This window comes from Leptospira vanthielii serovar Holland str. Waz Holland = ATCC 700522 (assembly GCF_000332455.1).
GTDB lineage: Bacteria > Spirochaetota > Leptospiria > Leptospirales > Leptospiraceae > Leptospira_A > Leptospira_A vanthielii.
The window spans coordinates 48,947-72,253 of record NZ_AOGY02000006.1 but is presented as its reverse complement, the minus strand read 5'-3'; the positions used below and the strand labels follow the sequence as shown (position 1 = coordinate 72,253).

General features: G+C 38.2%; 26 protein-coding genes, 2 tRNA genes and 1 pseudogene. 17 read left to right on the top strand and 12 right to left on the bottom strand.

Translation table 11 applies throughout. The annotated features are described in order from the left end of the window. The first annotated feature begins 16 nt into the window (after window positions 1-16). Window positions 17-98 (top strand) — tRNA-Leu (locus tag LEP1GSC199_RS00530). A gap of 12 nt (window positions 99-110) precedes the next feature. Here the strand turns inward: LEP1GSC199_RS00530 and LEP1GSC199_RS00525 are convergent. After that, complete coding sequence (locus tag LEP1GSC199_RS00525; RefSeq protein WP_039925658.1) at window positions 111-575, bottom strand: transposase; 465 nt, start codon at window positions 573-575, stop codon at window positions 111-113. Window positions 576-1,724: 1,149 nt separating this feature from the next. On the opposite strand from LEP1GSC199_RS00525, the gene LEP1GSC199_RS00515 reads away from it, so the two are divergent. The 9 genes from LEP1GSC199_RS00515 to LEP1GSC199_RS00470 all read left to right on the top strand — a co-directional run bounded on the left by LEP1GSC199_RS00515 (window position 1,725) and on the right by LEP1GSC199_RS00470 (window position 7,292). Further along, complete coding sequence (locus tag LEP1GSC199_RS00515; protein WP_002975921.1) at window positions 1,725-2,027, top strand: nucleotidyltransferase family protein; 303 nt, start codon at window positions 1,725-1,727, stop codon at window positions 2,025-2,027. Window positions 2,028-2,403: 376 nt separating this feature from the next. Next, complete coding sequence (locus LEP1GSC199_RS00510; protein WP_039925657.1) at window positions 2,404-3,225, top strand: M23 family metallopeptidase; 822 nt, start codon at window positions 2,404-2,406, stop codon at window positions 3,223-3,225. Next, complete coding sequence (locus LEP1GSC199_RS00505) at window positions 3,215-3,931, top strand: hypothetical protein (RefSeq protein WP_002975962.1); 717 nt, start codon at window positions 3,215-3,217, stop codon at window positions 3,929-3,931. The genes LEP1GSC199_RS00510 and LEP1GSC199_RS00505 overlap by 11 nt, the downstream gene beginning before the upstream one ends. Window positions 3,932-4,605: 674 nt before the next feature. Beyond that, window positions 4,606-5,277: a hypothetical protein gene (locus LEP1GSC199_RS21545; protein ID WP_002975958.1), complete on the top strand. Its 672-nt coding sequence runs from the start codon at window positions 4,606-4,608 to the stop codon at window positions 5,275-5,277. 9 nt (window positions 5,278-5,286) lie between these two features. Continuing rightward, on the top strand, window positions 5,287-5,769 hold the full coding sequence (locus LEP1GSC199_RS00490; RefSeq protein WP_002975945.1) for a hypothetical protein: 483 nt from the start codon (window positions 5,287-5,289) through the stop codon (window positions 5,767-5,769). A 59-nt stretch (window positions 5,770-5,828) separates the two neighbouring features. Beyond that, on the top strand, window positions 5,829-5,996 hold the full coding sequence (locus LEP1GSC199_RS00485; RefSeq protein WP_002975927.1) for a hypothetical protein: 168 nt from the start codon (window positions 5,829-5,831) through the stop codon (window positions 5,994-5,996). Window positions 5,997-6,045: 49 nt separating this feature from the next. Then, window positions 6,046-6,543 carry a hypothetical protein gene (locus tag LEP1GSC199_RS00480; RefSeq protein ID WP_002975930.1) on the top strand — a complete coding sequence of 166 codons (498 nt, stop codon included), beginning with the start codon at window positions 6,046-6,048 and terminating at the stop codon, window positions 6,541-6,543. Between the two features lie 123 nt (window positions 6,544-6,666). Beyond that, window positions 6,667-6,996, top strand: coding sequence for a hypothetical protein (locus tag LEP1GSC199_RS00475; protein WP_157356582.1), 330 nt, complete (start codon window positions 6,667-6,669; stop codon window positions 6,994-6,996). Then, window positions 6,978-7,292 carry a hypothetical protein gene (locus LEP1GSC199_RS00470; protein ID WP_039925650.1) on the top strand — a complete coding sequence of 105 codons (315 nt, stop codon included), beginning with the start codon at window positions 6,978-6,980 and terminating at the stop codon, window positions 7,290-7,292. Before LEP1GSC199_RS00475 ends, LEP1GSC199_RS00470 begins: the two co-directional genes overlap by 19 nt. A gap of 194 nt (window positions 7,293-7,486) precedes the next feature. Here LEP1GSC199_RS00470 and len read toward each other — a convergent pair. Then, window positions 7,487-8,163: pseudogene (len, locus tag LEP1GSC199_RS00465) on the bottom strand (Len family endostatin-like outer membrane lipoprotein). A gap of 281 nt (window positions 8,164-8,444) precedes the next feature. On the opposite strand from len, the gene LEP1GSC199_RS00455 reads away from it, so the two are divergent. Together LEP1GSC199_RS00455 and LEP1GSC199_RS00450 are read left to right on the top strand one after the other, a co-directional pair. Next, on the top strand, window positions 8,445-9,266 hold the full coding sequence (locus LEP1GSC199_RS00455) for an AraC family transcriptional regulator (protein WP_002975894.1): 822 nt from the start codon (window positions 8,445-8,447) through the stop codon (window positions 9,264-9,266). Between the two features lie 70 nt (window positions 9,267-9,336). Beyond that, complete coding sequence (locus tag LEP1GSC199_RS00450) at window positions 9,337-9,828, top strand: VOC family protein (protein WP_002975965.1); 492 nt, start codon at window positions 9,337-9,339, stop codon at window positions 9,826-9,828. A 9-nt stretch (window positions 9,829-9,837) separates the two neighbouring features. Here the strand turns inward: LEP1GSC199_RS00450 and LEP1GSC199_RS00445 are convergent, their stop codons facing one another. From LEP1GSC199_RS00445 to LEP1GSC199_RS00435, 3 genes are all read right to left on the bottom strand, one after another. Further along, window positions 9,838-10,764, bottom strand: a complete 927-nt coding sequence (locus tag LEP1GSC199_RS00445; protein ID WP_002975892.1) for a hypothetical protein — start codon at window positions 10,762-10,764, stop codon at window positions 9,838-9,840. Beyond that, a complete protein-coding gene (locus LEP1GSC199_RS00440) occupies window positions 10,764-11,198 on the bottom strand; it encodes a hypothetical protein (RefSeq protein WP_002975944.1) in 435 nt (144 codons plus the stop codon). Before LEP1GSC199_RS00440 ends, LEP1GSC199_RS00445 begins: the two co-directional genes overlap by 1 nt. Before the next feature lie 308 nt (window positions 11,199-11,506). After that, window positions 11,507-13,390: an FG-GAP-like repeat-containing protein gene (locus LEP1GSC199_RS00435; RefSeq protein ID WP_039925668.1), complete on the bottom strand. Its 1,884-nt coding sequence runs from the start codon at window positions 13,388-13,390 to the stop codon at window positions 11,507-11,509. Window positions 13,391-13,554: 164 nt separating this feature from the next. Here LEP1GSC199_RS00435 and LEP1GSC199_RS00430 point away from each other — a divergent pair, with 164 nt between their 5' ends. Further along, complete coding sequence (locus LEP1GSC199_RS00430; protein ID WP_002975922.1) at window positions 13,555-13,956, top strand: YidB family protein; 402 nt, start codon at window positions 13,555-13,557, stop codon at window positions 13,954-13,956. A gap of 108 nt (window positions 13,957-14,064) precedes the next feature. Then, complete coding sequence (locus LEP1GSC199_RS00425; RefSeq protein ID WP_039925667.1) at window positions 14,065-14,823, top strand: SH3 domain-containing protein; 759 nt, start codon at window positions 14,065-14,067, stop codon at window positions 14,821-14,823. On the opposite strand, the gene LEP1GSC199_RS00420 is transcribed toward LEP1GSC199_RS00425, so the two are convergent. The 5 genes from LEP1GSC199_RS00420 to LEP1GSC199_RS00400 form a co-directional block, all read right to left on the bottom strand. After that, complete coding sequence (locus tag LEP1GSC199_RS00420) at window positions 14,798-16,291, bottom strand: hypothetical protein (RefSeq protein WP_039925645.1); 1,494 nt, start codon at window positions 16,289-16,291, stop codon at window positions 14,798-14,800. The genes LEP1GSC199_RS00425 and LEP1GSC199_RS00420 overlap by 26 nt on opposite strands. Then, window positions 16,248-16,958 (bottom strand): VanW family protein, encoded by a 711-nt coding sequence (locus tag LEP1GSC199_RS00415; protein WP_002975963.1) that lies wholly within the window; start codon window positions 16,956-16,958, stop codon window positions 16,248-16,250. The genes LEP1GSC199_RS00420 and LEP1GSC199_RS00415 overlap by 44 nt, the downstream gene beginning before the upstream one ends. A gap of 87 nt (window positions 16,959-17,045) precedes the next feature. Then, window positions 17,046-17,831 carry an SPOR domain-containing protein gene (locus LEP1GSC199_RS00410; RefSeq protein WP_002975952.1) on the bottom strand — a complete coding sequence of 262 codons (786 nt, stop codon included), beginning with the start codon at window positions 17,829-17,831 and terminating at the stop codon, window positions 17,046-17,048. Beyond that, window positions 17,828-18,448 (bottom strand): dephospho-CoA kinase, encoded by a 621-nt coding sequence (gene coaE, locus LEP1GSC199_RS00405; protein ID WP_039925643.1) that lies wholly within the window; start codon window positions 18,446-18,448, stop codon window positions 17,828-17,830. Before coaE ends, LEP1GSC199_RS00410 begins: the two co-directional genes overlap by 4 nt. Before the next feature lie 84 nt (window positions 18,449-18,532). After that, window positions 18,533-19,471 carry an alpha/beta fold hydrolase gene (locus LEP1GSC199_RS00400; RefSeq protein ID WP_002975917.1) on the bottom strand — a complete coding sequence of 313 codons (939 nt, stop codon included), beginning with the start codon at window positions 19,469-19,471 and terminating at the stop codon, window positions 18,533-18,535. A 70-nt stretch (window positions 19,472-19,541) separates the two neighbouring features. Between LEP1GSC199_RS00400 and LEP1GSC199_RS00395 the strand changes: the two genes are divergently transcribed. Then, window positions 19,542-19,614: transfer RNA gene (locus LEP1GSC199_RS00395), tRNA-Phe, on the top strand. A gap of 7 nt (window positions 19,615-19,621) precedes the next feature. Here LEP1GSC199_RS00395 and LEP1GSC199_RS00390 read toward each other — a convergent pair. Both LEP1GSC199_RS00390 and LEP1GSC199_RS00385 read right to left on the bottom strand, forming a co-directional pair. Beyond that, window positions 19,622-19,879, bottom strand: a complete 258-nt coding sequence (locus tag LEP1GSC199_RS00390; protein ID WP_039925641.1) for a hypothetical protein — start codon at window positions 19,877-19,879, stop codon at window positions 19,622-19,624. Window positions 19,880-19,929: 50 nt separating this feature from the next. Next, window positions 19,930-21,336 (bottom strand): aminotransferase-like domain-containing protein, encoded by a 1,407-nt coding sequence (locus LEP1GSC199_RS00385; protein WP_002975957.1) that lies wholly within the window; start codon window positions 21,334-21,336, stop codon window positions 19,930-19,932. A 73-nt stretch (window positions 21,337-21,409) separates the two neighbouring features. Between LEP1GSC199_RS00385 and LEP1GSC199_RS00380 the strand changes: the two genes are divergently transcribed. Further along, entirely contained in the window at window positions 21,410-22,603 is a 1,194-nt protein-coding gene (locus tag LEP1GSC199_RS00380) for an aminotransferase-like domain-containing protein (protein WP_039925665.1), read from the top strand. 260 nt (window positions 22,604-22,863) lie between these two features. Continuing rightward, window positions 22,864-23,292 (top strand): hypothetical protein, encoded by a 429-nt coding sequence (locus LEP1GSC199_RS00375; RefSeq protein WP_002975942.1) that lies wholly within the window; start codon window positions 22,864-22,866, stop codon window positions 23,290-23,292. The last annotated feature ends 15 nt before the right edge of the window (window positions 23,293-23,307 follow it).

Below are 23,307 nucleotides of genomic sequence, written 5' to 3'. Positions count from 1 at the left end.
CTTATACATGCTCAATGCGGGCGTGGCGAAATTGGCAGACGCACCAGATTTAGGTTCTGGCGCCGAGAGGCATGGGGGTTCAAGTCCCTCCGCCCGCAGAAGCTCTCACTTTACGCCACGTATAAAGTCTTTTCTTCACCACCCAAGAGAATCGACTTTAGTTCGGGTGCAAATCTCAAATTCCCAAGAAGACTAATTTCCGTTAGATAGAGATCACTATAACGGGGAGAAATATAACCATAGCTTCGGAATGATTGTTTTAATATATTGTTCCTACCTTCTGCACCATTAGAACTCACGCCTTCTTTAGTAATCCACCTTTCTCTACTTAACGTATAACGAGGGTCATTCGACTTCTTATTGTGATTCACCATTTTATGATTGGGTCTATCAAATAAAAATTTGTATCCCTCATCAGTGTATAAAGTAGCGTTCTTTGGAATCTTTCCATCCAAGTCTTTCGCTAGATACTCTTGGTTGTTAAGTGGAATAGATTTGTAAAAAGTCATACCTCCATTAATGCCCACCGTGTGAACTAAGGTTCCGCATTGACCACCGCCAAGACTATTACTCAAATAGATTGAAGCGGTTCCTGTTTTGTATCTCCTACTTCTATGTTTATTCGCTCGGAGCGATATACGTGGCGTAAAACAACTGAGTCAGCTACAGCAATTGGTTTTTTGTCAGTATCTACAGGGTTTTCTAACTCTTTATAAAGGTCTCTCTTAACGTCTCATTAAGCTGTGAGAAGATCACTTGGATTCTTTTCTTGAGATAGAATGAAGTCTTGTAGGAAAGATTTAGTTTCCTAGAAATCTCCTTTGAAGTCATGATCTTTGGATACTGGTTAATCATGTCCCAAATGATAAAACTAATGTAGGCTAGATTGGATCTGTAATTCTCAAATGGAGTTTTTGCAGTGATGGAAACCATCTTGTGGCAGTTGCTACAGCGAGCGATTGAGTCCCGATTTTTTACTTTGAGGAATAGTAGGTTAGGGTTATTACAATTACAAGACTTAGGATAAATAGATTTTAGAATCTTTAAGGTTTTGATTTTGAAGAATTTATTAAGCTCTTCATTTTCCAATAAGTACGGCCGTCCAGAAGTAAACTCAAGGGGGGTAAGTATACTATGGCTAGTAGTAGACTCCGAAGAATTATTAACCTTACGGCCTGTGATTTTCTCACTAGCGGGTATATCCACCCCCCTTGGTTTTTTAGAGGAAGTGTTCTTTTTTGGGTGGGGAAGAAAGGATCTTTGTGGGTTAGAGACATAATCTCCCCGCCCGCATAACAAGTTTTCTTAAAACAATCCAAACATTCAAATGACAACAAAGCCTAAGGGACTTGAACAGTTCCCTGAGCCTGTTATGGTTGCGACCCATAGGGAGCAATCATAACATTGAGCATGCCCGGATGGCATGCGACGAAGGGAGCCGTGCCTCGAAGCGTAGCAAACACACGAAGTGTTTGCAGCGGAGAGGTCAAGTCCCTCCGCAACTTAGTTTCAGAATAAAATGTTTATCGAATCGCCAAAGGGATTCTAGAAGGATTCGCTATATATCTAAAAAAACTCAACGGTGAACCACAGTTCTTACTTACTCCCATCCATTCTGTTTTAAGGAAACATTCTCTCATCACTTATTTTTGGTATCACCAATCCAAGTTAGTTGACTTGACAAGGTTGATCGCACTATCTAAAATATAGACAAGGAAGCTGGAATGTCATCTTTATCTAAAAGCCAAATACTTTCTCAACTAACAACCAATATAGATTCTCTAAAACAGTTTGGAGTATTACATATTGGTTTATTTGGATCGTTCGCTAGAAACGAATCTAATTCAGAAAGTGACATAGACATACTAGTGGAATTTCTCCCCGATCAGAAAAACTTTCGTAATTATATGGGCTTAAAAATCTATTTAGAAGATACGTTTAATAGGAAGATCGACTTGGTGATTAAAGAAACGATTAAAATCAGGATCAAGGATCAAATTTTAAGCGAAACGATTTATGCCGCGTGATGTAATTGTTCTTTTTGATGATATGATATCTTCGGTTGATGAAATTTTTCTTTTTTTGCACGACGTGGTTGATCTTCAACAATACAAAAAAGATATTCTTCGTAAGAGGGCTGTCGAAAGAATTTTGGAAATTAGAAATCGGTTGTAAATGTTAGCCCTCGAAAAAAGTTCGCTTGCGCTTATTAAGCAAACGCCAGATGCTGAGGCGCTTAAAGAAAATGCAACCAAGTTGGGTAAAGAGTTGAAAACATTACGAACAAACTTACGCAAAAGCACTTGACGAGGTCATCCTACTTATTGTCCAAGTTCAGAAATTGCTAAAATAGTAAAAGACGATCATAGAAACCTTGCAGAAGAGTCTAAAAATCTTTATAAAATGAAAGAGGATTTTATGAAGATTCAGCGAAATACAGAGATAAACATGATGATTGTCAAAATTGGAGAGCTTGGAATCAACGGACAAAAGGTCGATATTAGTAAACCTGGAATCAGAAATGCATTGATTAATCTATTGGATTCCTCGCAACCTCAAAGAATGCGTGCAGCAGCATCTGACTATTTAGTTAGAGTAGGAAAAATCAATTTAGGTGATGAATTTTCCACTGTTCGCATTGATAAAACTGTTGAACTACCTACTAGTTTTAAAAATCTATTGCCGGGTCAAGGTTATACTCGAACACATGACTTTGGCGATTATACAGTCAATATGCCTGGAGATCCGAATGCTACAGTCACAAGTGAACTCGGGTATAGAACTGATCCTGTTAGTCATGAGAAGCGTTTTCATTCAGGATTCGATACCTCGTCCAAACTTGGAACTCCAATGGCTACGCCTGCTGATGGTTCCGTTCTGCGAATTACTGGTCTTGATAAAGATAATAAACCTATAACGCAGAGTACTCCTTTTGATCCTTCAAATCCATATGGTCTGCGCGTTGAGGTAAAAATTGGGAATAGTGATTATGGATATGCAATTTCACATAATAGTGCTGTTCTGGTCTCGGTAGGTGATCCAGTAAAAGCAGGTCAAGCGATTTCATTAAGTGGAAATTCTGGAAAGTCTGCAGGTTTTTCAGGAGAACATGTTCACGCGGAAATATTGAAGAGAGATCCGGTCACGAATGAATGGAAAATACTTATACCTACAAAAGAAGATCTAATAGAACTGGAAAAGTTGGGAGTTGCACATGCTAAATAAATTTTACTATTTATTACTTATTTATTTCTCAATCTATATTAATTGCAGTAAGAAGACAGAAGAGATCAATCGGAATGCGATTGATGATAGTCAGAAACAAGAATATAATTCTAACTCAATTTTTTATTCTCCCAATGATGTCTTTAAAATTGATTACGAACAATACCCATCAATTTCTTCAAAAGAATTTTTAGACAATTTTGTTAAAAAAATAAATGATAAGGCTTACTTTGCCTTATTTGATATGAGATACTTTTTCCTCGATACAAACTCTCTAACTGGGGAATATAATACCTCTCTTTCGATAGAATTTGAAACGGTCCCTAACAAAGTATACTTGAAGATTGGTGAGCTTACAGGTGCAAATAAGATTAGGTCTATTAACTGCCGAGTTTTCAATCCAGTGTTTAGAGATTGCAAAATAAGATTCTATTGGGAAGGTCAAACTAGTGATCTAGAAGATGAGTATCTTATTATAATGTCAAAATCAGATAGATTATTTATGACATATGGACGAGTGCATTCAATGCCATTACTTTTCAGTAAGCACAAGATTGGTTCTCCGGAATTTGCGAAAGACACAATCGAAGCCTATAGACTCTATAGAGAAGATAAAGATGCTCCATCTTTAAAAGACTGTGGTTATAGTGAAGATGAAATTGCCATTTTTGACAAAAAATATTTGGAATACTTAAAAGAGAATTAGGATTCAGTTTAATGTTAGTAGCTTGAATTCGCTGATGACAATGTTATGCCCGACGAAAATAGTCCATAGGGGCGTTGTAAAAGTAGCCAAAGAAAAAGCAGGAGAGTGGAAAAAGAAATATGAAGTTCGCTCCAAAATGACTAACCTTGAACGATATGCAATTTTATCATCAAGTAGAGAAGGAATTCTCAACTTTCATTTGGGTTATATTTAAAAATTCAAAGAAACACAATTTATATATATTGGAAATAGGACATACAAGGAGGCAGGGCTTTGGTGTGCCAAGATATCTCATAATGAAAAGCATATATTAATTTCTGATTTCGATATAGGGATCTTCAGAAATTCTTCACTTTTTAAAAACCTACTCAAAATTGGAATTGAATCTTTTTGGTTAATAGATAGCTCGGAGGATTTTTTCTCCCATCGAGTCTATTATAGTTTTTCAGACAGAATCAAAGTTGAAGAAGATAAAAATTAAGAAAAAGGAATTATATGTCGTTATTCAAATTAAAAATTGATTCGGAACTAAAGGACCAACTAACTTAAATTATATAATTTACCACAAGCAACTGGAAGATATCCAAAAGCAAAAGCTGAAAGAAAAAAAAGCAGCAAATGCAGACAGAATCAACGAACTGAATAGCTTACAGCTAGAAAATCGGGTAAATGCATTGAACCAAAATGGCCAATTAAGCCAAGGGAAAAATGGTCCCATTGCACAAACAGTCAAATCAACATATGAGTATTTCCAAGGGATTAATATCGAAACGGCAATCGCAGGTCTGCCTGATGACTCTAAAAAAGCGATTGCAAGGGAAGCGCTTCTGCATATAAAAGAGTACAAATCAGCCGAACAATTTGCCAACGACACTCAAAGTGCACTTTGTAATGTGATTTCGGCTTGGGAAGCAGGAAGACTAGCCAATCGTGGTGACGACAAAGTAAATCCAGATTTTGCAAAGTTTTACACAGAGCAAGTTCTTGCGGGGAATATCAAAAAAGATACTTACGGTAAGGATACGGTAGGAGTTTTCTACAATAGCGATAAACCTTATTTGGATCCGACAAAAGTATTGTCTCAAAACATCGACTTCTCCACGGATGCAGGAAAGGCAAGTGCGATTCAGGAATTGAATACAACCTCTGGTCGCGTAGCTCAAATCTATCTTGATTATCCGGGTGGGAAAAAAGGAGAACATTTTGTGATTGCTTATAAAAATGCTCAGGGAGATTGGATTATCAAAGATCATAATGAGAATGGAAAACCGAGCTGGAAGAATGGCGGAAAGCTAGTTGATGCGATCAAATTTGGCCAAATTGCTGATATTAGATTAGTGGAATAAGGAGTAAAAATGAAAAAGATCGCTTATGTGTTTTTGTTAACTTGTATTTTCATCAAATGTGGGAGAACTCCCCTCGATGAAAAATATGCAGATAAGAATCACTTTTATTATTTTGTTGATAGACTAGAAAACCTCCATAGATATGGATTTTCTGATTTAGAACGGTACCAATACGGAAAGTTTGATACTCAAACCGCAAGTTTAACCTTGTATGGCATTACTACATGGGAGCCGAAAAAAGTTTTAACATTCAAACATTATAAAGATGGTGTTTTCTATATAGATGGCTATGAAAAGTTTTTTCTGTATCTAGGAAGAAAAGATAAGGTCATTGATTTTCTTAAGGATAAAGAAGATATTAACTCTAGTTTTACTGGAGGGTATGGTGAAGAAGAACTCACTTCTCTCGAAGCATGTAAAGCCCATGCAGAAAGAGTTCGAAAAGAAATCGAAGACGCCCAACAGTGTGATGGTTGTCAAGGCCCGATGTAAAAATTTTGAGTAAGAAAGTCTTCTGATGATTTCTTTTATTTGGTATGGAGCGCAGTGCTGTGCCTTCTGAACTGAACAAAGGCCCTAACAAAGTGGCAGTCATCGAAATTGATACTGATGCAACTCTTGATGGAAAGGGAAACCACTTTATATTAGCATATCAAAATACAAATGGATCATGCAAGATCATACAAGTAAAGAAGAGTGGAGAAATGGTGGTTAATTAATGGAAGCACTTGAGAAAAGTAAAATTACAAGTATAAGAGTATTAGACTAATGAAAAAAGTCGTTATCTTCATTTTCATTGTAAATTCATACTTCTTTGGATGTACAAAAAAACCAGGATCCGATTTTATAAAGTATGATGGTTATTATTACATGGACATCACTTTAAAAAATTTTTCAGATTATGGTTTCCCGAACGGAGAAAATTTTACCTATGTTCAGTTTGATCATTCATTCGGAAAAATTTGGATGATAGATGCTGAACACAATGTTACCAAAGAGTTCCCAGTGGAGTTAGCTAATGGATCGGAACTAGTCTTGAAACTGGACAAACCAATTTATTTTATATTTAGACAACATAATGGAAGCGGGAAAATAATGACTCTCATCCGATTTTATAAAGAACTAGGGAATCCTGATAAATCATTCCTAAATTCCGGCTACAGATCTGATGACGTAAAATCCATTGAAGACGCAAAGGCAGAAATAGAAGGCTACCGAGAAGCGAATAAAATCTTCGAGGAGAACCTTCCACCGGGACAAGAGTAGCTCGATTTCAATTAAAACGTTGGCAAATCAGCTAAACAATTTGCCAACGACACTCAAAGTGCACTTTGTAATGTGATTTCGGCTTGGGAGGCTGGGATTCTAGCCAATCGAAGTCCAGAAGAAGTGAATCGAATCTTTGCAGAATTTTACAAAGAACAAGTTCTTGCCGGGAATATTAAGAAAGATACCTACGGTAAGGATACGGTAGGAGTTTTCTACAATAGCGATAAACCTTATTTAGAACCGACAACATTACTGGCAACCAAGGATCGAGATTTATACTCCCCAGCAGGAAAGCAGGAAGCAAAAGATATATTGCGTTCCCTTCCAGATCGTATAGTAAACTTTAACCCCATTACAATCCAACTTCTCCAGGCGCTGCATTTGTCCGTTATATGGACTTTCCTGCGGAACGGCAAAAAGCTGCAGACGATTTGCTTGCAAACAAACTGAAAGAAAACAAAGCAGAAATTGATGCACTTGGTGCTATGTGGCAGCATAAAAACCCAAGTTTTTATGAACAAATAGCAAAGTCCGATGCTTACCAAGGTGCGATTGAACCGTCTCGAATCACAGCGACAAATATAGACGATGCTATCAATTCCCCCAGTTCGGCTGAGGTTCTAAGAAGCAAATGGTGCGTTGCATTTGCAAATTCGGGAATGTTAAAAAGAAATATGGGAGAAGCAATTTCTGATTTTGATAAATTCATAAAGGATAACACAAATCCTATAGGTATTGCCAAATGATATTCTATCAGGAATTAATAATCAGGCCAAAGTAAAAATTTAAAGCGGAAAAGATATTAACTTGAGAACGAAACGCGGGTCACTTCTCATTAAAATCAAAAAACTAAGACCAACCTCATTACGAAAATTAGCCTCAGTTCATCTATTAATTCGAAATAATATTAAATACCACTTAATATTTTTTTGACTTCTATTTACTGTTCTACACAAACAACACGATTTGATACGTTACATACATTTGTAGTTGCATCAACCAGTGTCGTTGTACTGGCACCAACAACGCCAACCTGACCATTGACCCCAGCACCGATCGTTGACCAATTCGTACAATTGTCTCCATTAGCAAAGTTTCCACCAGTAATTGTGATCCCAGTCCAGAAAGTGGTTCCATTCGTTCCTAGCGGAAAATTCATTTGCATAGTTACATTAGAATCCCGAAAAATCCTGTTGGCATTTGTAGTAGAACCTGTCGTGTTGGAAGGATCTGTGCTATTGGAATAAAAGGTATTTGCCTTAAGTACCCAATCAGTGTAAGCCGGTGTGCCAGTGGCACTACCAGTGATTTCTCTAGACCCGGGAACAGAAATCAGAGCTTTATAGGTTTTTCCTTTTACGCGGTTAATATCACCATTACAGATTGCATCCGGTCCTTTGATTCCACCACTCCCGAGCGCACCACCGTATTTATCAGATAGATATATATGACACCTGGTGGAACACGGAGTTGCGGCCGTTGCCTGAACCAGAAGAAGAGTTAAAATGGTATCGTCATTTCCGTCAGTTGACTTCTTACAAGCACCTAACAAAGCACTAAAAAAAACAAGAAATACCAAGAAATACCGATAGGGATACTTTTTTTGCCAATTTTCATAAAAGTCAGAATGTGAAAAATTTCGGAACCTGGCAAGAAAAAATCGACAGATTCATTGCTAATATAACGGCAAATAGTGGGTGGATGACCAGTTCGGAGCGTATAATGCAGTTGTTCGGTTGAGTGGATTTTCAATTCATCGAACGTTGGAGAGGCGGCCAAAAAAAATTCACAAATCCCTAAACTAATAAAGTCTTGATTGATTGCGAAAGATTCTAAAAGTATTGGAGCGGCTCCTAAAAGGAACGAAGAAACTAAGTTTTCGCTTTGACTAAACCACTATGGACTACCAAACCTTTTCACCACATCCCGATTTGAGTTCTCTAATAAAATGTTATTGGACTTTGGAAATACCGAAAGCATCGTTTTATCCGAGGCAGCGCATCGTTCCCGATGGTTGTATGGAAATGGCATTCATTCTGGAGGATGAGATCAAACGATACACAAGTGAAAATGATTATATCTTACAACCTAGGTCATGTCTGATCGGGCAAATTACCGAACCGTTTTTTATAGAACCAATAGGTTTTGTAAAAACTTTTGCAGTTCGATTTTATCCTTATGGGTTGATCCCGTTTGTCAATGTATCCATTGAAAGTTTAACAAATAAAGAAACGCCGATTCAGAATATTTTTGGGAATGATTTGGCATCGGCCTTAGAAGAAAAAATTATAAAGGCAACTGATACAGAGGACCGAATCCAAATTATGGATGAATTTTTATTAAATTTATTACATAAAAAATCCACGGTGGATCAAATTGTTAAATCTGCAATCGATACTTTAATGAATTCTAGGGGAACAGTCACAATTAGCACAATGATTGGTAATGACAAAAATATTAGAAGAAAGTTGGAAAGAAAGTTTTTAAAAACTGTGGGACTTTCACCTAAGAAACTTGGAAAAATGATTCGTATACAAACCGCTCTGCAATTGTTCTTAGATCAAAAGTCAAACAATCTAACTCAAATTGCTTATGAAAGTGATTATTTTGACCAATCACATTTTATCAAAGATTTTAAAGAATTTACTGGCTTAAGTCCAAAACAGTTTTGGAAGGATGAAGGAATGTTGCTCTCCACTTTATTTTATAAAAATACATGATTTGTCGCATTTTTACAATTCTATTCAATTAGAAAAGGTAAGATAATCTTATTAGTAAGTGAGAGGGGTTATGAAAAAAGTAATTTTACTTGTTGTAGTGTTTGTATTTCTACTTTGTAATTGCAAAAAAGAAACAAGTATGGATGTTAGTTTATCAAATTTAGAAATTAACGCGGAGCAATCGGGTAAACAAATGAAAAATACTATATCAATCGTGGAGATTCCTGTTTCTGATTTATCCAGGGCGGTTTCTTTTTACCAGGCCATCCTTAGTGTAAGTATAGAAAGAATGACTATGGGTGATACGGAAATGGGAGTATTACCGGCAACAGAAGGTTCTGTCAATGTTGTTTTGGTAAAAGGAAAGGATTACATTCCTACTAACAATGGAGTTTTGATTTATCTTAACATAGGAAATGATTTACAACCTGCCCTTGAAAAAGTGGAAAAAAACGGAGGGAAGGTTCTATTGCCAAAAACAGAAATTAGTCCAGAGATGGGATACTATGCAATGTTTGTGGATTCTGAAGGAAATAAGATAGGGATGCATTCCCATCCTTAAAACCTGGCCTTATTTTGTAAAGTGCTGCACTTCTTGTGGCACAATAAAATTTTCCAAATACAATTGGCACTTTAGTCTATAAAGATACCGAACTCTAACTATCCAATAATAGTTTCCAGCACTTAAGTCTTGTAAGTCAATTGTACATGTAGTTTCACTGCAGTCGGTAGTCTTATCAATCGATTCAAAATTTTGACTTTTAGAAATATTTATTCGATAGTTTTGAAATTTACCGGATTCAGGAAATGATGTTTTGGTATTTCCTAAATCTTTGGTTGGCTCTACGGTACTGGGACAGTCAGAACTTGGGTTTGGAATTTCATAGGATCCCGGACTACTTTCATGGTTTTTTCCGATGAATTGGAATCTAAAAGTATATGAGTTTGCGGTGATGTTTTCGCCTTTTGGATCCAGTTGGATGATTTTATTTGAGGCAGAATCTAAAAGTAATAGAATGGATAATGAGTCAGACCTTCCGCTTGGATACGATGTGTTGATTAACGCTAACGTCGGCAAAATTAGAATCAAAGTCTTTTGATGAAATTGAATCTTGAAAAAAGATTTTATTTGTTTGGATAGGTAAAAGGTTAGAAAAGACAAAGGTAATACAAATAAATCTGACTTGTCCGCTAAATTCCTGTTTTCGTTAGACCCAATCAACCTGTAGAAAGATTCATTGGTTGTTTGTGATATATTAATTGTGATAAATAGAAGATTCGTAAAAAGAAGAGAGATCCAAAAGATTAGGTTAAGTTTTGTTCTACTGACAAATAAAGATATGATTCCAGTTAATATGAGTGGTGTTAGTAGAATTCCAATCAGATCGGAAATTTTCCCCGTAATCGCACCCGGATAACAAACTTTAAAAATTGAATCGTTGGCAATCCAAAGTAAACTAAGCGGAATGATGTAGATTTGGATTCGGTTGTATAACATTAAAAATTTCCGTGGAAGGGTTTTTCAAACTCAAAAAAAAGGACAACTTTGAAAGTGCAATTTAACAATCGATTGGAAGTGATATGAGCCAACATTTCTGAAATGGCTTGGGTTGTGTTGGTTGGATATGTGGGGCAAGGGATGGCCAGGATACTCCGTAAACAGGCACTCACGGCCCTTTTTTCGTAATAAATGGATTCGTTATTCTTATCTGGACTTGGATCCTCGTCATTCCCTATTTCAGAAAATAGGACTGTTTGATATGGATCAAACTGGCAACTCAGCACTTTAATTGAAGTATAATTTTTTATTTTGTCCTCGGTTTCTTTTTTGGATATGGTAAGGCTTGTATTAGGGTTGTTGATCGGTGGCCTACATTCCAAGGAGCCGATGCATAAAATAAGGATTAGTATTTTGTGTTTTATATATAACATCAGAATCGTTTTTTCTATCCAGTCGATTTTGTCGCCAAACGTCTACACATATTTTTAAGATAGAGATTACATTTTGTTTTCAGGCATCTAACAGATACGATATATTATTTTTTTAGCTCAATCAATGCGATTCAAGGAAAGAAGACTGTTTTGATTGAATCAAGTATCCACACGCCAGCGATTGCAGCGGAAATCCTTTCGCAAAGCGAAAGATTGGAGCGTAAAGCGCGGTCGCTGAATCAGTTGTTGTCATCTTCACCAAACGATTGCGAGGCGCCAAGAAAAAAAATAGAAACCTATTTCATTTTCTAAATCATTCCAAAATACTCTTTGGTTTTCGCAACAAACGCCCATAAATAACTCTCTGCTTTGGTTTTCCAGAGCGCAATCGTATTGCCAAAGGATGTTCCCAAAGGTGGTGCGAGGGTTTGGCTTGTCACGCCACTTACATTATTTAGGTTTTGGCTTGCAGGCACGCTCCCTCGCACACTATGAAATGTATACACTCGATTGGTGGTCGTAGGTTCGGAAATCACAATATCCTGTAGGCCGTCGGCATTGGTATCTTGGAACCTGAGTCCCATGGAAAAATTAGTAACCGCATTGGCGCCAGAAAAAAGACTATCAGCAGATCCACCGGCACTTAAGTTCATATTCCGAAATCCCGTAACTGGATCGTTTAACACTAGGTAAACGTCGCCAATCCCGGCACTGGCACCTGTGGCACCAATCAGTAGGTCGGGCAGTCCATCTCCATTTGTATCTCCCGAAGCCAAGGTTCCTCCGAAATTACAAAGCATCCCATTGCAGCTGGTTGTCACGGGTCCAAGAAGAGTGGAATTTGGTACACTTCCATAGGGGTTTGTCGAGTCACAAGTGGAATTGTATACATGAACAATCCCTTGGTTGGAATTGAATGGAAAGGCGCCGACAGCAAGATCGATACAATTGTCGGAATTAAAATAATCTAAAACAAATGCGGAGCCGAACCGACATCCTCCTCCTGCGGCACAGCCTGGGGCAGGATCTGTCGGTGGGTAAAGAAATTGTTGCGGTTGGCTTGAGTAAGTTCCCCCATTGGAAATAAATACAAAAATTCTTCCAGTATTCAAAGCATGTAGTTGTTCACCTACGATCAAGTCTTGGAAGCCATCTCCATTGACATCTCCAACAGTTGCATGGTTTCCAAAATTGTTTGCTGGCCCTGGTTTATAATAAAAATTAGCCGAACTAGTGTTCTGTGATATGAATCCAATTGGACCTTGGCTATGGAAAATAAACATATCATTGTCCCAAGGGGAAGCAAGAACAACGTCATCATAACCATCATGATTGACATCAGCTCCTACTATATTTGTACCAAGTCTTCCGTCACTTAGTGCATCTAAGATAGCATTTGCTGAACCACCTGCATTTAAATCTTGAGAAGAAATTCCGGTCTGACCGCGACTTAAGAATTCATAAACTCTTCCAGCAGCACCATTATATGCTTGAGCACCCACCAGCACATCCGCATATCCATCCCCATTAAAGTCACCGGTACCAACACGACTTCCAAAATATGTATTACTGGTTTGTCCATCGGTTAATGAAGTGTTCGGTGTTTGTTCGAGAAGTTTTGTTGTGGGATTCAATCGATAGACATAAGCATATCCTTGCGATCCAGCACCCGGGCCTGCCGATACAATCAAATCGGGATACCCATCCCCATCGGTATCATGATTGTTTCCCATTCGCACTTGGATGGTTTTGGGTTTCTCAAATGGCAAATGTACGGATATGGTATGAAGGCTTCCATAAGTCCAGAAGGTATTGGTAACTGCTTTGGCAGGCAATGCGTAACGCCAGGTTCCATCAATGACAGGAACTTGGGTATGGAGGATATCATCGGTCCAAACATTGACGTACGGTTGGCCTGCAGAAACAGTTCCAACAACAAAACCTGTTTCGACAACTGAGTGATTGGTTAAGTTAGAGATGGTAACGGTTGATTCCGGTAAAAGATGCAAAAATAGGAAAGGTGACCATTTTTCCAGAAGTTTTTTATCGGGACAAAGGGAGTTGTTTGACTTCATCAAACATTCAATTGGTGGATGGGTGAGAGGATTGGTCCAACAACCCGCAAGGCCCAGCGTTAGAATCAAAAGCAGGAGTCTTTGGTTCAGATATTGAATGAATGTTTTATTTGCCATGTTTAGAAAGACTAACAATGGATTGATGTTGGTTGATTTGGAATCGAATTGCAATAAATTATTCTTGTATACAAAGGAAAAACCTACCTACCTGCTATGGCAAATAAAAACTAGAATCTAAAAAATATCTTTCCTTTTTGGGATTTTTAATTAACCTCCGTTTCATGAGTTTTTTTGAAAGTTTGAAAGCCGTTGCAGCTCAGGCAGTTGAGCTCGTACAAAACAATCCACAAATCGTTTCTGGGATCCAAAAGATCGTCGAGGAGAATGGCGGGGTTTCTGGGATTGTGCAAAAGTTTAAGGACAAGGGATTTGCAGACGCAGCGTCTTCTTGGGTGGGAACGGGAGAGAATGTGAACATTGGTGCCAATGATGTGATGAAAGTCTTAGGAAATGATTCGATTCAAGAGTTGGCAAAAAAAGTAGGATTGGATTCGGAAGCGACTGCCGGTCTCATTGGAAATCTATTGCCATTAGTGGTCGATAAACTTTCGCCAGACGGAAAGGAACCAGGTGGTGATATTACCTCCCAACTTTCTTCTTTGGCATCTCTGTTTACAAAATAGTCCCTTTGTAAATTCCTTAACCACCTATGGAAAATTAGGTGGTATTTCTTTCTCTACGATTCACATTTTTTCTTGCCAAAAATTCTCCCAAAAACCAATCTTTCTTCCATGAAGAATCTGTTCTTATTTGCCTTTGTTTTCCTCGTATTGTTTCAGTGCAAAAAAACTCCCACCATCGAAGTGGGTAAAAATGCTTTTATTTCCGCGACTGTTCTTAATGCGAGAAAAACGCCCACATTGGATGGGGAGAAGGTTGGGAAACTGAAACTCGGCGATGAAGTGAAGGTCTTAGAAAGATCAGAAAAGGATACAGAAATCGATGGCCTTTCGGCGTATTGGTATCGGATTCAATCCAAAGAAATCACAGGTTGGGTGTTCGGTGGATATCTTTCGATTACCAAAGTGGAATCTCGGGATGTTATGATTGCCGCAGTTCAAGGAAATTTTGTATTCTGCAAACTTCCCGATCGAATGGAATGTTCTAATACCATCGAGTTTGATGGAGAAAGTTTTGTTTACAGGGAGTTCAATCAGTATTCGGGAATCAATGAAAAATTAGAGGGTGTGTTTGATGTTTACTCGGACCATTTAGTTCTGGATACAAAGTTCAGATTTGTCCGACCTTCCATTTTCATCCAATACCCACAAACAGAAGAAGAAAGAACTGCTTACAACAATGCTTATTTTGGATATTCGGACTCGGATAACCATTTGGTTTCTCTAAGCACCTATCCTGTTGTTGGAAAGGAAGATTTTTACTTTTATGTCTGTAACGACAAACTTTTGTTATTACGAGAAAAGATAGAAAAAGATGCCGCTTGTGCGAGCGAATTTGCCTATACTAAATCTTCTTACTCGGCTCCTTAAAAGATTCATTTCGTAACATTGTATTCGTTCTATGTGTATGAGGATTTCTCCAATCCAAAATACGATCCTTTGATTCGGCAGGAATTGCTTTTAGAAACTCCTGCCATTTTCCTTCTTCCAAAACAGAATAAAAACCTGGTAAGTATTGTATTTTTACTTCTTTGGGAAGATACTTCTTATATTCTGCGGCGGACACTCCGTACACAATGCGATAAATTGGTCGATTTTTATGTTTTTCTTCCGGCAAAAAATGGAAGGCATCTCCCGCTTTATTGTAACAGATAAAATAATCAAACCCTTGGTGCACAATGATCAAACTATCCTTTGGGAATTGAAACAGAGGAATTAAAATCGAGTAGAGTTTATAGTCCTGGTTATTGAAGTTTTTTTCACGAACCATTGTTAACCATTGGTAGAGAAAAAGGAGAATACATACAACGATTACCCAAGGCCGTGATTTGATTTTGGAGAGGGTGGGGAGTAGAAGGATACTTCCTGGAATAAAAACAAGTAGGAACAACCGAAAGGGAAAACCAAATGCCGTATAACTAAAGATAGGTAGTGATAGTAAAAAAAAGAGAACAAACAATTTGTCGTAGAAAGTCTTGGGTTTTGGATCCAGTTGCGATCGTGTCAGCAAATAAACAAAGGGTGAAAGAAAAAATAGGATTTGCTCTAAAATAAATTCAGGAAAGATTTTTGAATATTGGTAAAAAGGGGAAATCAATTGGAATTGTATATCTTCTGATACAATGGTTTTTAGATCACTCCAGTGCAGAAGATTCGGAAAAACAAAAGCCAATCCCACAAGGACAAGTGGTAATCCAAGAAGAATGCCGAAACGATAGATTTTGGCAATAGGGAACTGTTTCCAAACCCAAGCCAGTAGAAAACAAAAGGAAATTCCTGCCGTGATTTTGTGACTGAAAAAAACCAATAAAAAACTCAAACCCAATCGTACGTATATTGTTAGGTTTCCAGTCTTCTCCTCTTGCTCCAAAACCCAAAGTTCTGTAAGAAATAAGATAAAAAATACGATCCCACCTAAGTTTTTGATAAAGTTAAAACTAAAATGAGGCAAAAAAGAAGACGAAACAAGAAGGAGTCCAAATAGGATCGAAGTGGAAACTGTTTTGGTAACCAAAAAAGCCAACCTGTAACCCGAAAGGAATAATATACCAACAAGTAACGAGATAAAAATTTTATTCGTGGTGACTATACTCGTTCCTAGTTTGGAAAAATAGACGAGGCCATACAAAACGGGAGAAGAATCCGGACTAAAAAATCGTCCTTTGGTGAGATAGGAATTTACTTGCGCGGCGTAATAATATCCATCGGCACCGTAGGCAAAGTTTGAACTAAATTGAACAACCGATTGTAAACAAACAATGAGGAGAAAAATTCCGAAAACGATTCCTTTTTTTTTACAATAGGTAATCATCGGAAGAACATAAGAGGGATTTGCCATCTTCATCTGATTCTAAGAAGACTTTCACATTCGAAAATCCATTTTTTTTTGTTTGTTGGAAATTCAATTTTCTTCGTTTGAGTGGTTCTTTCGCTTCGATACAAAATGTAAGATTTGAATCTGTGAGTTCCCAATGGAAAAGTAATGGAAAGGGAAATGTATTTTGGATTCGTAAGTCCTTTGTGGGATAAACAACGGATGCATCCGTACCTAGTGGTGTAAATCTAGTTTCTTCCGTATACAAATCACGAGAGTGGGGGAATCGTTCGAGGATAGAGAGACCAAGCTCCAAAGACAGGTAGTAGATGATTCCTGATAACTGACAAAGCCCACCTGCAATTTCGGAACTCACAACTCCATTTCGAATCACTCTTCCTTCTTTGTATCCTTTGCTGAGAGAGGGTTCACCAATTTCATACCAAAAAGAAAAAATTTTACCGGGAAGTAAAACACGACCATTTATTTTTTCGATGGCGATTCGAAGGTTATGGAGTTTACCTTCTCTTAGAGGAGAGTCGAAAATGGGAAGGTTGATTGTCGTTTTTTCCTGCCAATCCCCATCTTGTTTTTTTACTAAATTTAATCCAAATCGTAAGTATTGTCCTGTGAAGATAGCGCCAAACAATCGTTTGGCAACCTTGATTTTTAGCTTCAGAATTGAAATCAAAGTTAAGTGTTCTTCCTTTAGGTAGAAAAAGGCTCTCCTAAAATAATTTAGGAAAGCCGAATGCCAAGGTTTTTTTAACGATCTTTTTTAGGAAAGCGGTTGGTAACTCACAACCATGGCTTTGGATTTGATTTCTTTAGGCATGGAAGTTTTGGATAGGACTTTTGTAAGAGAAGATTTATCTTTCGATTTTCCCATTTGCACTACAAAGAAACCATTTTTAACTACGATGAAGGATTTTGCTGCCAACTTACCATGGTTATCTGCTTTCAGTTGGGATAAAAACGTCTCAGCAGATTGTCTGCTGGCAAAAGCTGCCAATTGAATGGTAAATTGTTTTCCTTCTAATTTTGTAGCACTCCCCATTTGTGAGGAAGTTTTTTGTGATTTCGAATGTTTGGAAGTAGATACCAGGTTTTTGGTTCGTTCTTCCCCTTTGGTAGTACTTACTTTCTTTTCCGTTCGTTTTGTCAAATCGACAACTTGTTGTTTTCTTTCTTCTTCCTCGTCTTTTGCAGTGGAAGTTTCGACAAAGTAGGGATGGTTCCCTACGTCCGCCATTGGAATTTCTGCGCCAAGGTTCGTTTGTTCTTTGGTTTTGGTTCCTTGGACAAGAGAGGAAGCGGCATTCGTTCCCACTGCAGCATCGGCTACATTGGCAGCAGTCGGAGAAGGAATGGAACCGTCGGTGAGCGCGAGGCCTTCGGGAGATGGTTCCGAGGATTTGGCTCGAGTGATGGTCTCTTCTTGTTTTCCTTTTCCTACAGAAACTCCGAGAAAAAAAATCGAAAAGAAAAGTGCAAAAAGAAAGAGGGACAAAACTCCAATCCTTTGTTTATCTAGGTTGATTACGTAAAATACTCTTTCTTTCATGATTGAATCCTTTTTTTAATTTCAGAATAGATGATAACGATTTGTTTTTTTAACTCTTCCCTTTGATTATCGTTCGTTACGACAAAATCGGAGAGAGACTTTTTTTTCTCTAAGTCCATTTGGGAGAGATTCCGTCTTTGAAAGTCTTCCTTATCCATCCCGCCACGTCCCATCACTCGCTCCCAAGCTACCTCGGGTTTGACCGCAACGGTAACTGTAAAGTCGCATAGAGTGTAGGCGTCGGTTTCAAAAAGAAGGGGAACTTCCCAAGCGATGATGCTGCCGTCTTTTCGTGAATGCAAAAATTCCAAAAAGGATTTACGGACTAGAGGATGAAGGAGTTCGTTTAGAGCATTTAGCTTTGATTTGTCGGAGAAGGCGATCTCTGCAATCTTGGCTCTGGACGGTGCCCCGTCTGTATCTAAGATGGATTCTCCAAATATGGAGATCAAGTCTTTGATCACAGGAGTATTTGGTTCTGTGAAACTGCGGGCAATGGTATCGGAGCTAATCGTTTCTGCCCCTAACTCACCAAACATAGCAAGTACAGTGGACTTTCCTGACCCAATGGATCCGGTAATTCCTATCAATGTTTTGTTGTTATATTTTGGGTCCACGGGGTTTATAACATAAAAAACCCATGAAAGTACAAGTATTTTTTTATCCTAAATTGGAAAAAAAATACTAAAGTATTTTTTTAATTAATTTTTGGGTGTTTGTAAGTTGAAAACCCAGTCTTGTACGAGTTTGGCGGACAATGGGGGATCTTCAATCATCGGAGCATGCCCCATATTTTCCAAAAGGACTGTCTCTGGTTTTCTTTTCATTTTTTCTTTTAAGACATCCATCACTGTGTAGTGAATGACTTTGTCTTCTTTTCCCCAAATCACAAGGGTGGGAGATTGGATTTTCTCTAATTTTCCTTCAAGATAATAACCTTCACTCCGGATTTGTTTTAGGATGGATGCGTTCCAATCTCTATTGGCAAAGGATTTTTTTGCAAAATAGTTTTTTAAAAAACCAGGAAGATAGGGTGGTTTCACAAAGGTAAAGGCAATCAGTCTGTCAAAATCTTCGGGGCTTGTGAGTAGGAGGGGGCTCGGTTTTCCTGACATTTCAATTGTTTGCATTTCACTTGGGGTGGGGCTTTTGATTCCCGCATTGTCAAAAAGAATGAGAGATTTTACTTTCGCTGGATATTTAGCTGCGAAAATTCCAGAGATCCCACCACCCATGGAATTCCCTGCTAAGTGAAATTGGGTTAACCCCAATTTTTCAGTGAACTGGTAAAGCCTGTCTGCCTGGGCTTCTTGGGTGTAAATGATTCCTTCTGGTTTGTCGGATTCTCCAAAACCGGGTAGGTCGGGAGCTATGACTCGGAACCCTTTGGGGAGGTGTCTTGAAAACCGGGTCCAGTGGTCTTTATCACCACCAAATCCATGTACCACGACTAGAGTTTCTCCATCACCGGTTTTTTCTGTATACTTCCAATTTAAGTTTTCTACTAAAATGGATTTGGTTTCTAAGTCGGACCTGTACCTTTCTAGACTAATCCCTGTTTTGTGGAGAGTGGATGCACAATGAACAAAAAGGAGTGTGGATAGGATGGTGGTTGCAAATGGTTTCCAATGGGTCTTCATATTGTCCTCACAAAATTTATAAAGGTTCGTTGACAGCGGGATGTGAAAAAATACTTTGGTTGTAACCGAAGGCCCTGTAGCTCAGTCGGTAGAGCAGAGGACTGAAAATCCTCGTGTCGGCAGTTCGATTCTGTCCGGGGCCACGGTTGCCTAATTTCCCGCCTTCCTTTCTTCTCCCATAGTCCAAAGACCTAAAAATTCGTTCTCTTCTACCTTCTTACAAAGTTCCGGCTTATAAAGTTTTTTTACCGGCGGTTTGGGATAGATATGGATCTCGTCATTGTCTGGGATAAAGGTGAGCATTCGTAAGATTGTATCTTGGCCTTCAATTTCATACATAGTGTAAGACATTCCTTTGGCAGGGATAATTTGAGATGTTTCCAGATACTTGCGTGTGTTTTCTGACATAGTATAAACGTTGGTTCTCGTTCTTTTGCTTGCAACCAAAAACTTAAAAATTAGTTTTTCCTTTTTTTTAAGAATAACTTAGAGAACTGCAATAGTTTTTCTCTGATTTTCGGTGAAAACCCAACCGATACATTCAGTCGAAAATGACTGTCCCAATGTTTGGATAGTCCAAAAAGAGAACCCGGAGCAATGGCCATTCCTATTTTTTTGGATTCATTGAGTAACTTATCACCATCTAACGGTGATTTAATCCATAAAACAAAACCCCCATCTGGTTTTTGAATGTTTAGGATTCCCTCACTATTAAAAGACAGAAGTTTTGTGTATTCCTCTGTGAGCTTTTTGTATTCCATGCGAAGAAATTTTAAATGTCTTTCGTAAGTCTGCAATTTCAAAAATTGAACTACTGCAATTTGACTGGGATGGTTTTCTGAAATTTTATAGGCCCTCGTTCGTTTACTTAAGTCCCGGATTCCATTTTTGGATGTTACCCAACCGATGCGAAGTCCAGGGGCAATGGTTTTAGAAAACGAAGAACAAAGAAAAGATTTAGGACCTTTTTGATCGTATGGAAAATCACTGACCAAGGGCTTAGGTCTCGTTCCAGTAAAATACAAATCCCCATAAATATCATCTTCTACTAAATGAATTCCATATTTATATGAAATTTTTGCCAAACTTTGTTTGGAAGATTCACTCATCAAAATTCCGTTCGGATTATTGAAGTTAGCTGAGAATAAAAAAACCTTTGGTTTGTGGCGTTTGATTAGTTTTTCATATTCATCGGATGAAATTCCTTCCTCTTTTCTGTAAGGAATTTCTACAACTTTCAGTTTGAGAGTTTCCAAAATTTGAAATAAACCAACGTAAATAGGTGAGGGAACAATCACTGTGTCTCCTGGTTCTGTTGTAGTAATTAAGGAGAATGTGATGGCTTCTGTGCACCCATTTGTGATTTGCACTTGTTCCGAGTTTACTCTGTATCCTTGGATCGACAAACGTTTGCTAATCCATTCCCGGAGCTCAAGGTTTCCTTGTAAGTCTCCATAAGAGAATATTTCTTTGTGTTGAAGGGCTTTTTTGAAAGAGGAAACAAGACCTCCTAAGGGAAGGTAAATATCGGAAGGAATGGCTGCACCAAAAGAGATGAGTTTGGGATCCATCACGGTTCGCATGATTTGTTGGATTCTGTCATCGGCCTCTACTGTGGGATAAAATTCATTTTGAGGGCCTGAAATGACCGAGCTTATGTTTGGGTGAACAAAGTATCCTGATTGGGGTACTACAAAAATATACCCTTCTTCTTCTAAGATCCGGTAGGCTTCCTTAGCTGTGGTAAGACTACAAGACTTTAGAGTTTGAATTTCTCGAAGAGAGGGAATTCGTTCTTTTTCTGAATAATATCCCAATTGGATTTCATTTTTTAAATCTTCTGCTAATCGTTTGTACTTTGTCATAAGATAACTGTATATGAATAGAATGAATCAACTGTATATGGACAGTTTGACTCTTTTCTGTTATTCTATAACGATGGAAAAGGAAATGCCAACTATTTTTTCGGCGAAACGAACTTCTTTTGTTCGGACTTCTGTCATTCGTGAAATTTTGAAGTTAACGGTCGAAAATTCTGATATGCTTTCCTTTGCAGGTGGACTTCCAAATCCAGATCTACTTCCAAAAGATATTTTAAGTTCCGTTATGGAATCTGTGGTTCGAGATCATTCTAATACGGCCCTGCAGTATGGGGATTCTTCAGGATACGAGGCACTCCGAATGCAAATTGCAGAAAAACTAACGGACGTTTCTTGGGTATCCCTTAATTCTATTTCCATCACCCACGGATCCCAACAGGGATTAGACATTTTAGGAAAGATGTTTATGGATTCGGATACCAATGTTTTATTAGAAGATCCCGTTTATTTGGGAGCTTTGCAGGCGTTTTCTCCTTACCAACCGAAGTTTTTTAGTGTACCCATGGAGACGGATGGGCCCAATCTTTATTTGTTGGAAGAAATTTTAACTCAAAACAAAATCCATATTTTTTATGCAAACCCGTCTTACCAAAATCCATCAACTTATACTTGGTCTTTGGAAAAAAGAAAACAGATCGCCTCCCTACTAGATGAAAAAGAAGTTATCCTTTTTGAAGATGAAGCCTACAGGTATTTGGACTTTGAAGGAAAGTTATATCCATCGGTCAGTTCTTTTCGGGAAAGGAGGGACCTAACCTTTGTTTTGGGAAGTTTTTCGAAAATTTTATCTCCAGGTTTTCGGTTGGGTTGGACCGTAGTTCCAAAGGTCTATCGTAATTTGTTTACTGCCGTCAAACAAGGGAATGATCTGAATTCAAATCAGTTTTCCCAAGTGGTTGTCTCCAAACTTTTGGATTTTATGGATTGGAACGGACACCTGCGTTCCATCCAAACCTTCTATGCGGAGAAAAAAGAAATTTTGGTTTCCTTACTCAAGGAATATATCCCTGAAGCAAAATTTTCCCGTCCCGAAGGAGGGATGTTTCTCTGGGTGGAATATCCCAAGGTCTCCCAAAAAGAATTGATGGAAGGTTGTTTAGCAAGCGGGGTTGCCATGGTTCCTGGAAGTGAATTTTCTCCTGCGAATCGGTCTTCATCCAACTTTCGTATGAACTTTAGTTTTCTTGGAAACGACGAAATGGAAGAGGGAGTGAAACGAATCGCAAAAGTCTATCGAGACATAAATACGTGACATACGTTTAGTATTTTTTATTTGACAATACTACTCGTATGTTTACTTATTGGGTATGAAGCCTGCAGTCACTAAGGCTTTGTGCGTTAAGTTTTCTATTTTGAGTCTGGAAGAGAAATTGGAAATTCTAAAAGAAGATCCCTCCTTTCGTCTCCTGGTTGACCAGATGTATCAAAACTATAAGGAAAACCGGTCCACCGTCATTCTTTGATTTGCCTAGACGAAGGATTCCAACTTCCATGGAAACAAAGTAGGTAATCATGAATTTAGATCTTAATCCCCAAGAAACAAAACACCTTTTGAACGCACTTGCGGTGTTTGAATGGGTGAGCAATTCTCCACACGAAGAAACAGATCCTTCTGTGGACGAATTCATCCAGTCCCTCTTAAAAAAACTTTCTGCCGGCGCTGAAAAAGGACCGATCACTTCCGAAAATGGACTTTTTACCATTTCGGAAGAATACTTCCAAGAAGTATTCGAGTCTTATATCGAACCTTATAACGACGATATCTTCTGGACAGATCTCTCTACAGAACTTGCCCAAAGAGATTTAGAACAAAAAATGTCTGCAAAAGATTTAGAAGCACTGGCTCCAGAAGATTATGAAACCAAAGTCGCAAAGGAAGCAGAAAAGTATGATGCTGAGTTTGAAAAGAATGGTGTGGACAATCTTTTTCTAAAAAAATAAAGATTGGTTCAAAAC

What these genes read in the sequence shown, in the direction of transcription:
- LEP1GSC199_RS00515 (WP_002975921.1), top strand. Translation starts at nt 1,725, where the DNA reads ATGTCATCTTTATCTAAAAGCCAAATACTTTCTCAACTAACAACCAAT.
- LEP1GSC199_RS00510 (WP_039925657.1), top strand. Translation starts at nt 2,404, where the DNA reads ATGAAAGAGGATTTTATGAAGATTCAGCGAAATACAGAGATAAACATG.
- LEP1GSC199_RS00505 (WP_002975962.1), top strand. Translation starts at nt 3,215, where the DNA reads ATGCTAAATAAATTTTACTATTTATTACTTATTTATTTCTCAATCTAT.
- LEP1GSC199_RS00490 (WP_002975945.1), top strand. Translation starts at nt 5,287, where the DNA reads ATGAAAAAGATCGCTTATGTGTTTTTGTTAACTTGTATTTTCATCAAA.
- LEP1GSC199_RS00480 (WP_002975930.1), top strand. Translation starts at nt 6,046, where the DNA reads ATGAAAAAAGTCGTTATCTTCATTTTCATTGTAAATTCATACTTCTTT.
- LEP1GSC199_RS00455 (WP_002975894.1), top strand. Translation starts at nt 8,445, where the DNA reads ATGGACTACCAAACCTTTTCACCACATCCCGATTTGAGTTCTCTAATA.
- LEP1GSC199_RS00450 (WP_002975965.1), top strand. Translation starts at nt 9,337, where the DNA reads ATGAAAAAAGTAATTTTACTTGTTGTAGTGTTTGTATTTCTACTTTGT.
- LEP1GSC199_RS00445 (WP_002975892.1), bottom strand. Translation starts at nt 10,764, where the DNA reads ATGTTATACAACCGAATCCAAATCTACATCATTCCGCTTAGTTTACTT.
- LEP1GSC199_RS00440 (WP_002975944.1), bottom strand. Translation starts at nt 11,198, where the DNA reads ATGTTATATATAAAACACAAAATACTAATCCTTATTTTATGCATCGGC.
- LEP1GSC199_RS00435 (WP_039925668.1), bottom strand. Translation starts at nt 13,390, where the DNA reads ATGGCAAATAAAACATTCATTCAATATCTGAACCAAAGACTCCTGCTT.
- LEP1GSC199_RS00430 (WP_002975922.1), top strand. Translation starts at nt 13,555, where the DNA reads ATGAGTTTTTTTGAAAGTTTGAAAGCCGTTGCAGCTCAGGCAGTTGAG.
- LEP1GSC199_RS00425 (WP_039925667.1), top strand. Translation starts at nt 14,065, where the DNA reads ATGAAGAATCTGTTCTTATTTGCCTTTGTTTTCCTCGTATTGTTTCAG.
- LEP1GSC199_RS00420 (WP_039925645.1), bottom strand. Translation starts at nt 16,291, where the DNA reads ATGGCAAATCCCTCTTATGTTCTTCCGATGATTACCTATTGTAAAAAA.
- LEP1GSC199_RS00410 (WP_002975952.1), bottom strand. Translation starts at nt 17,831, where the DNA reads ATGAAAGAAAGAGTATTTTACGTAATCAACCTAGATAAACAAAGGATT.
- LEP1GSC199_RS00400 (WP_002975917.1), bottom strand. Translation starts at nt 19,471, where the DNA reads ATGAAGACCCATTGGAAACCATTTGCAACCACCATCCTATCCACACTC.
- LEP1GSC199_RS00390 (WP_039925641.1), bottom strand. Translation starts at nt 19,879, where the DNA reads ATGTCAGAAAACACACGCAAGTATCTGGAAACATCTCAAATTATCCCT.
- LEP1GSC199_RS00385 (WP_002975957.1), bottom strand. Translation starts at nt 21,336, where the DNA reads ATGACAAAGTACAAACGATTAGCAGAAGATTTAAAAAATGAAATCCAA.
- LEP1GSC199_RS00380 (WP_039925665.1), top strand. Translation starts at nt 21,410, where the DNA reads ATGGAAAAGGAAATGCCAACTATTTTTTCGGCGAAACGAACTTCTTTT.
- LEP1GSC199_RS00375 (WP_002975942.1), top strand. Translation starts at nt 22,864, where the DNA reads ATGAATTTAGATCTTAATCCCCAAGAAACAAAACACCTTTTGAACGCA.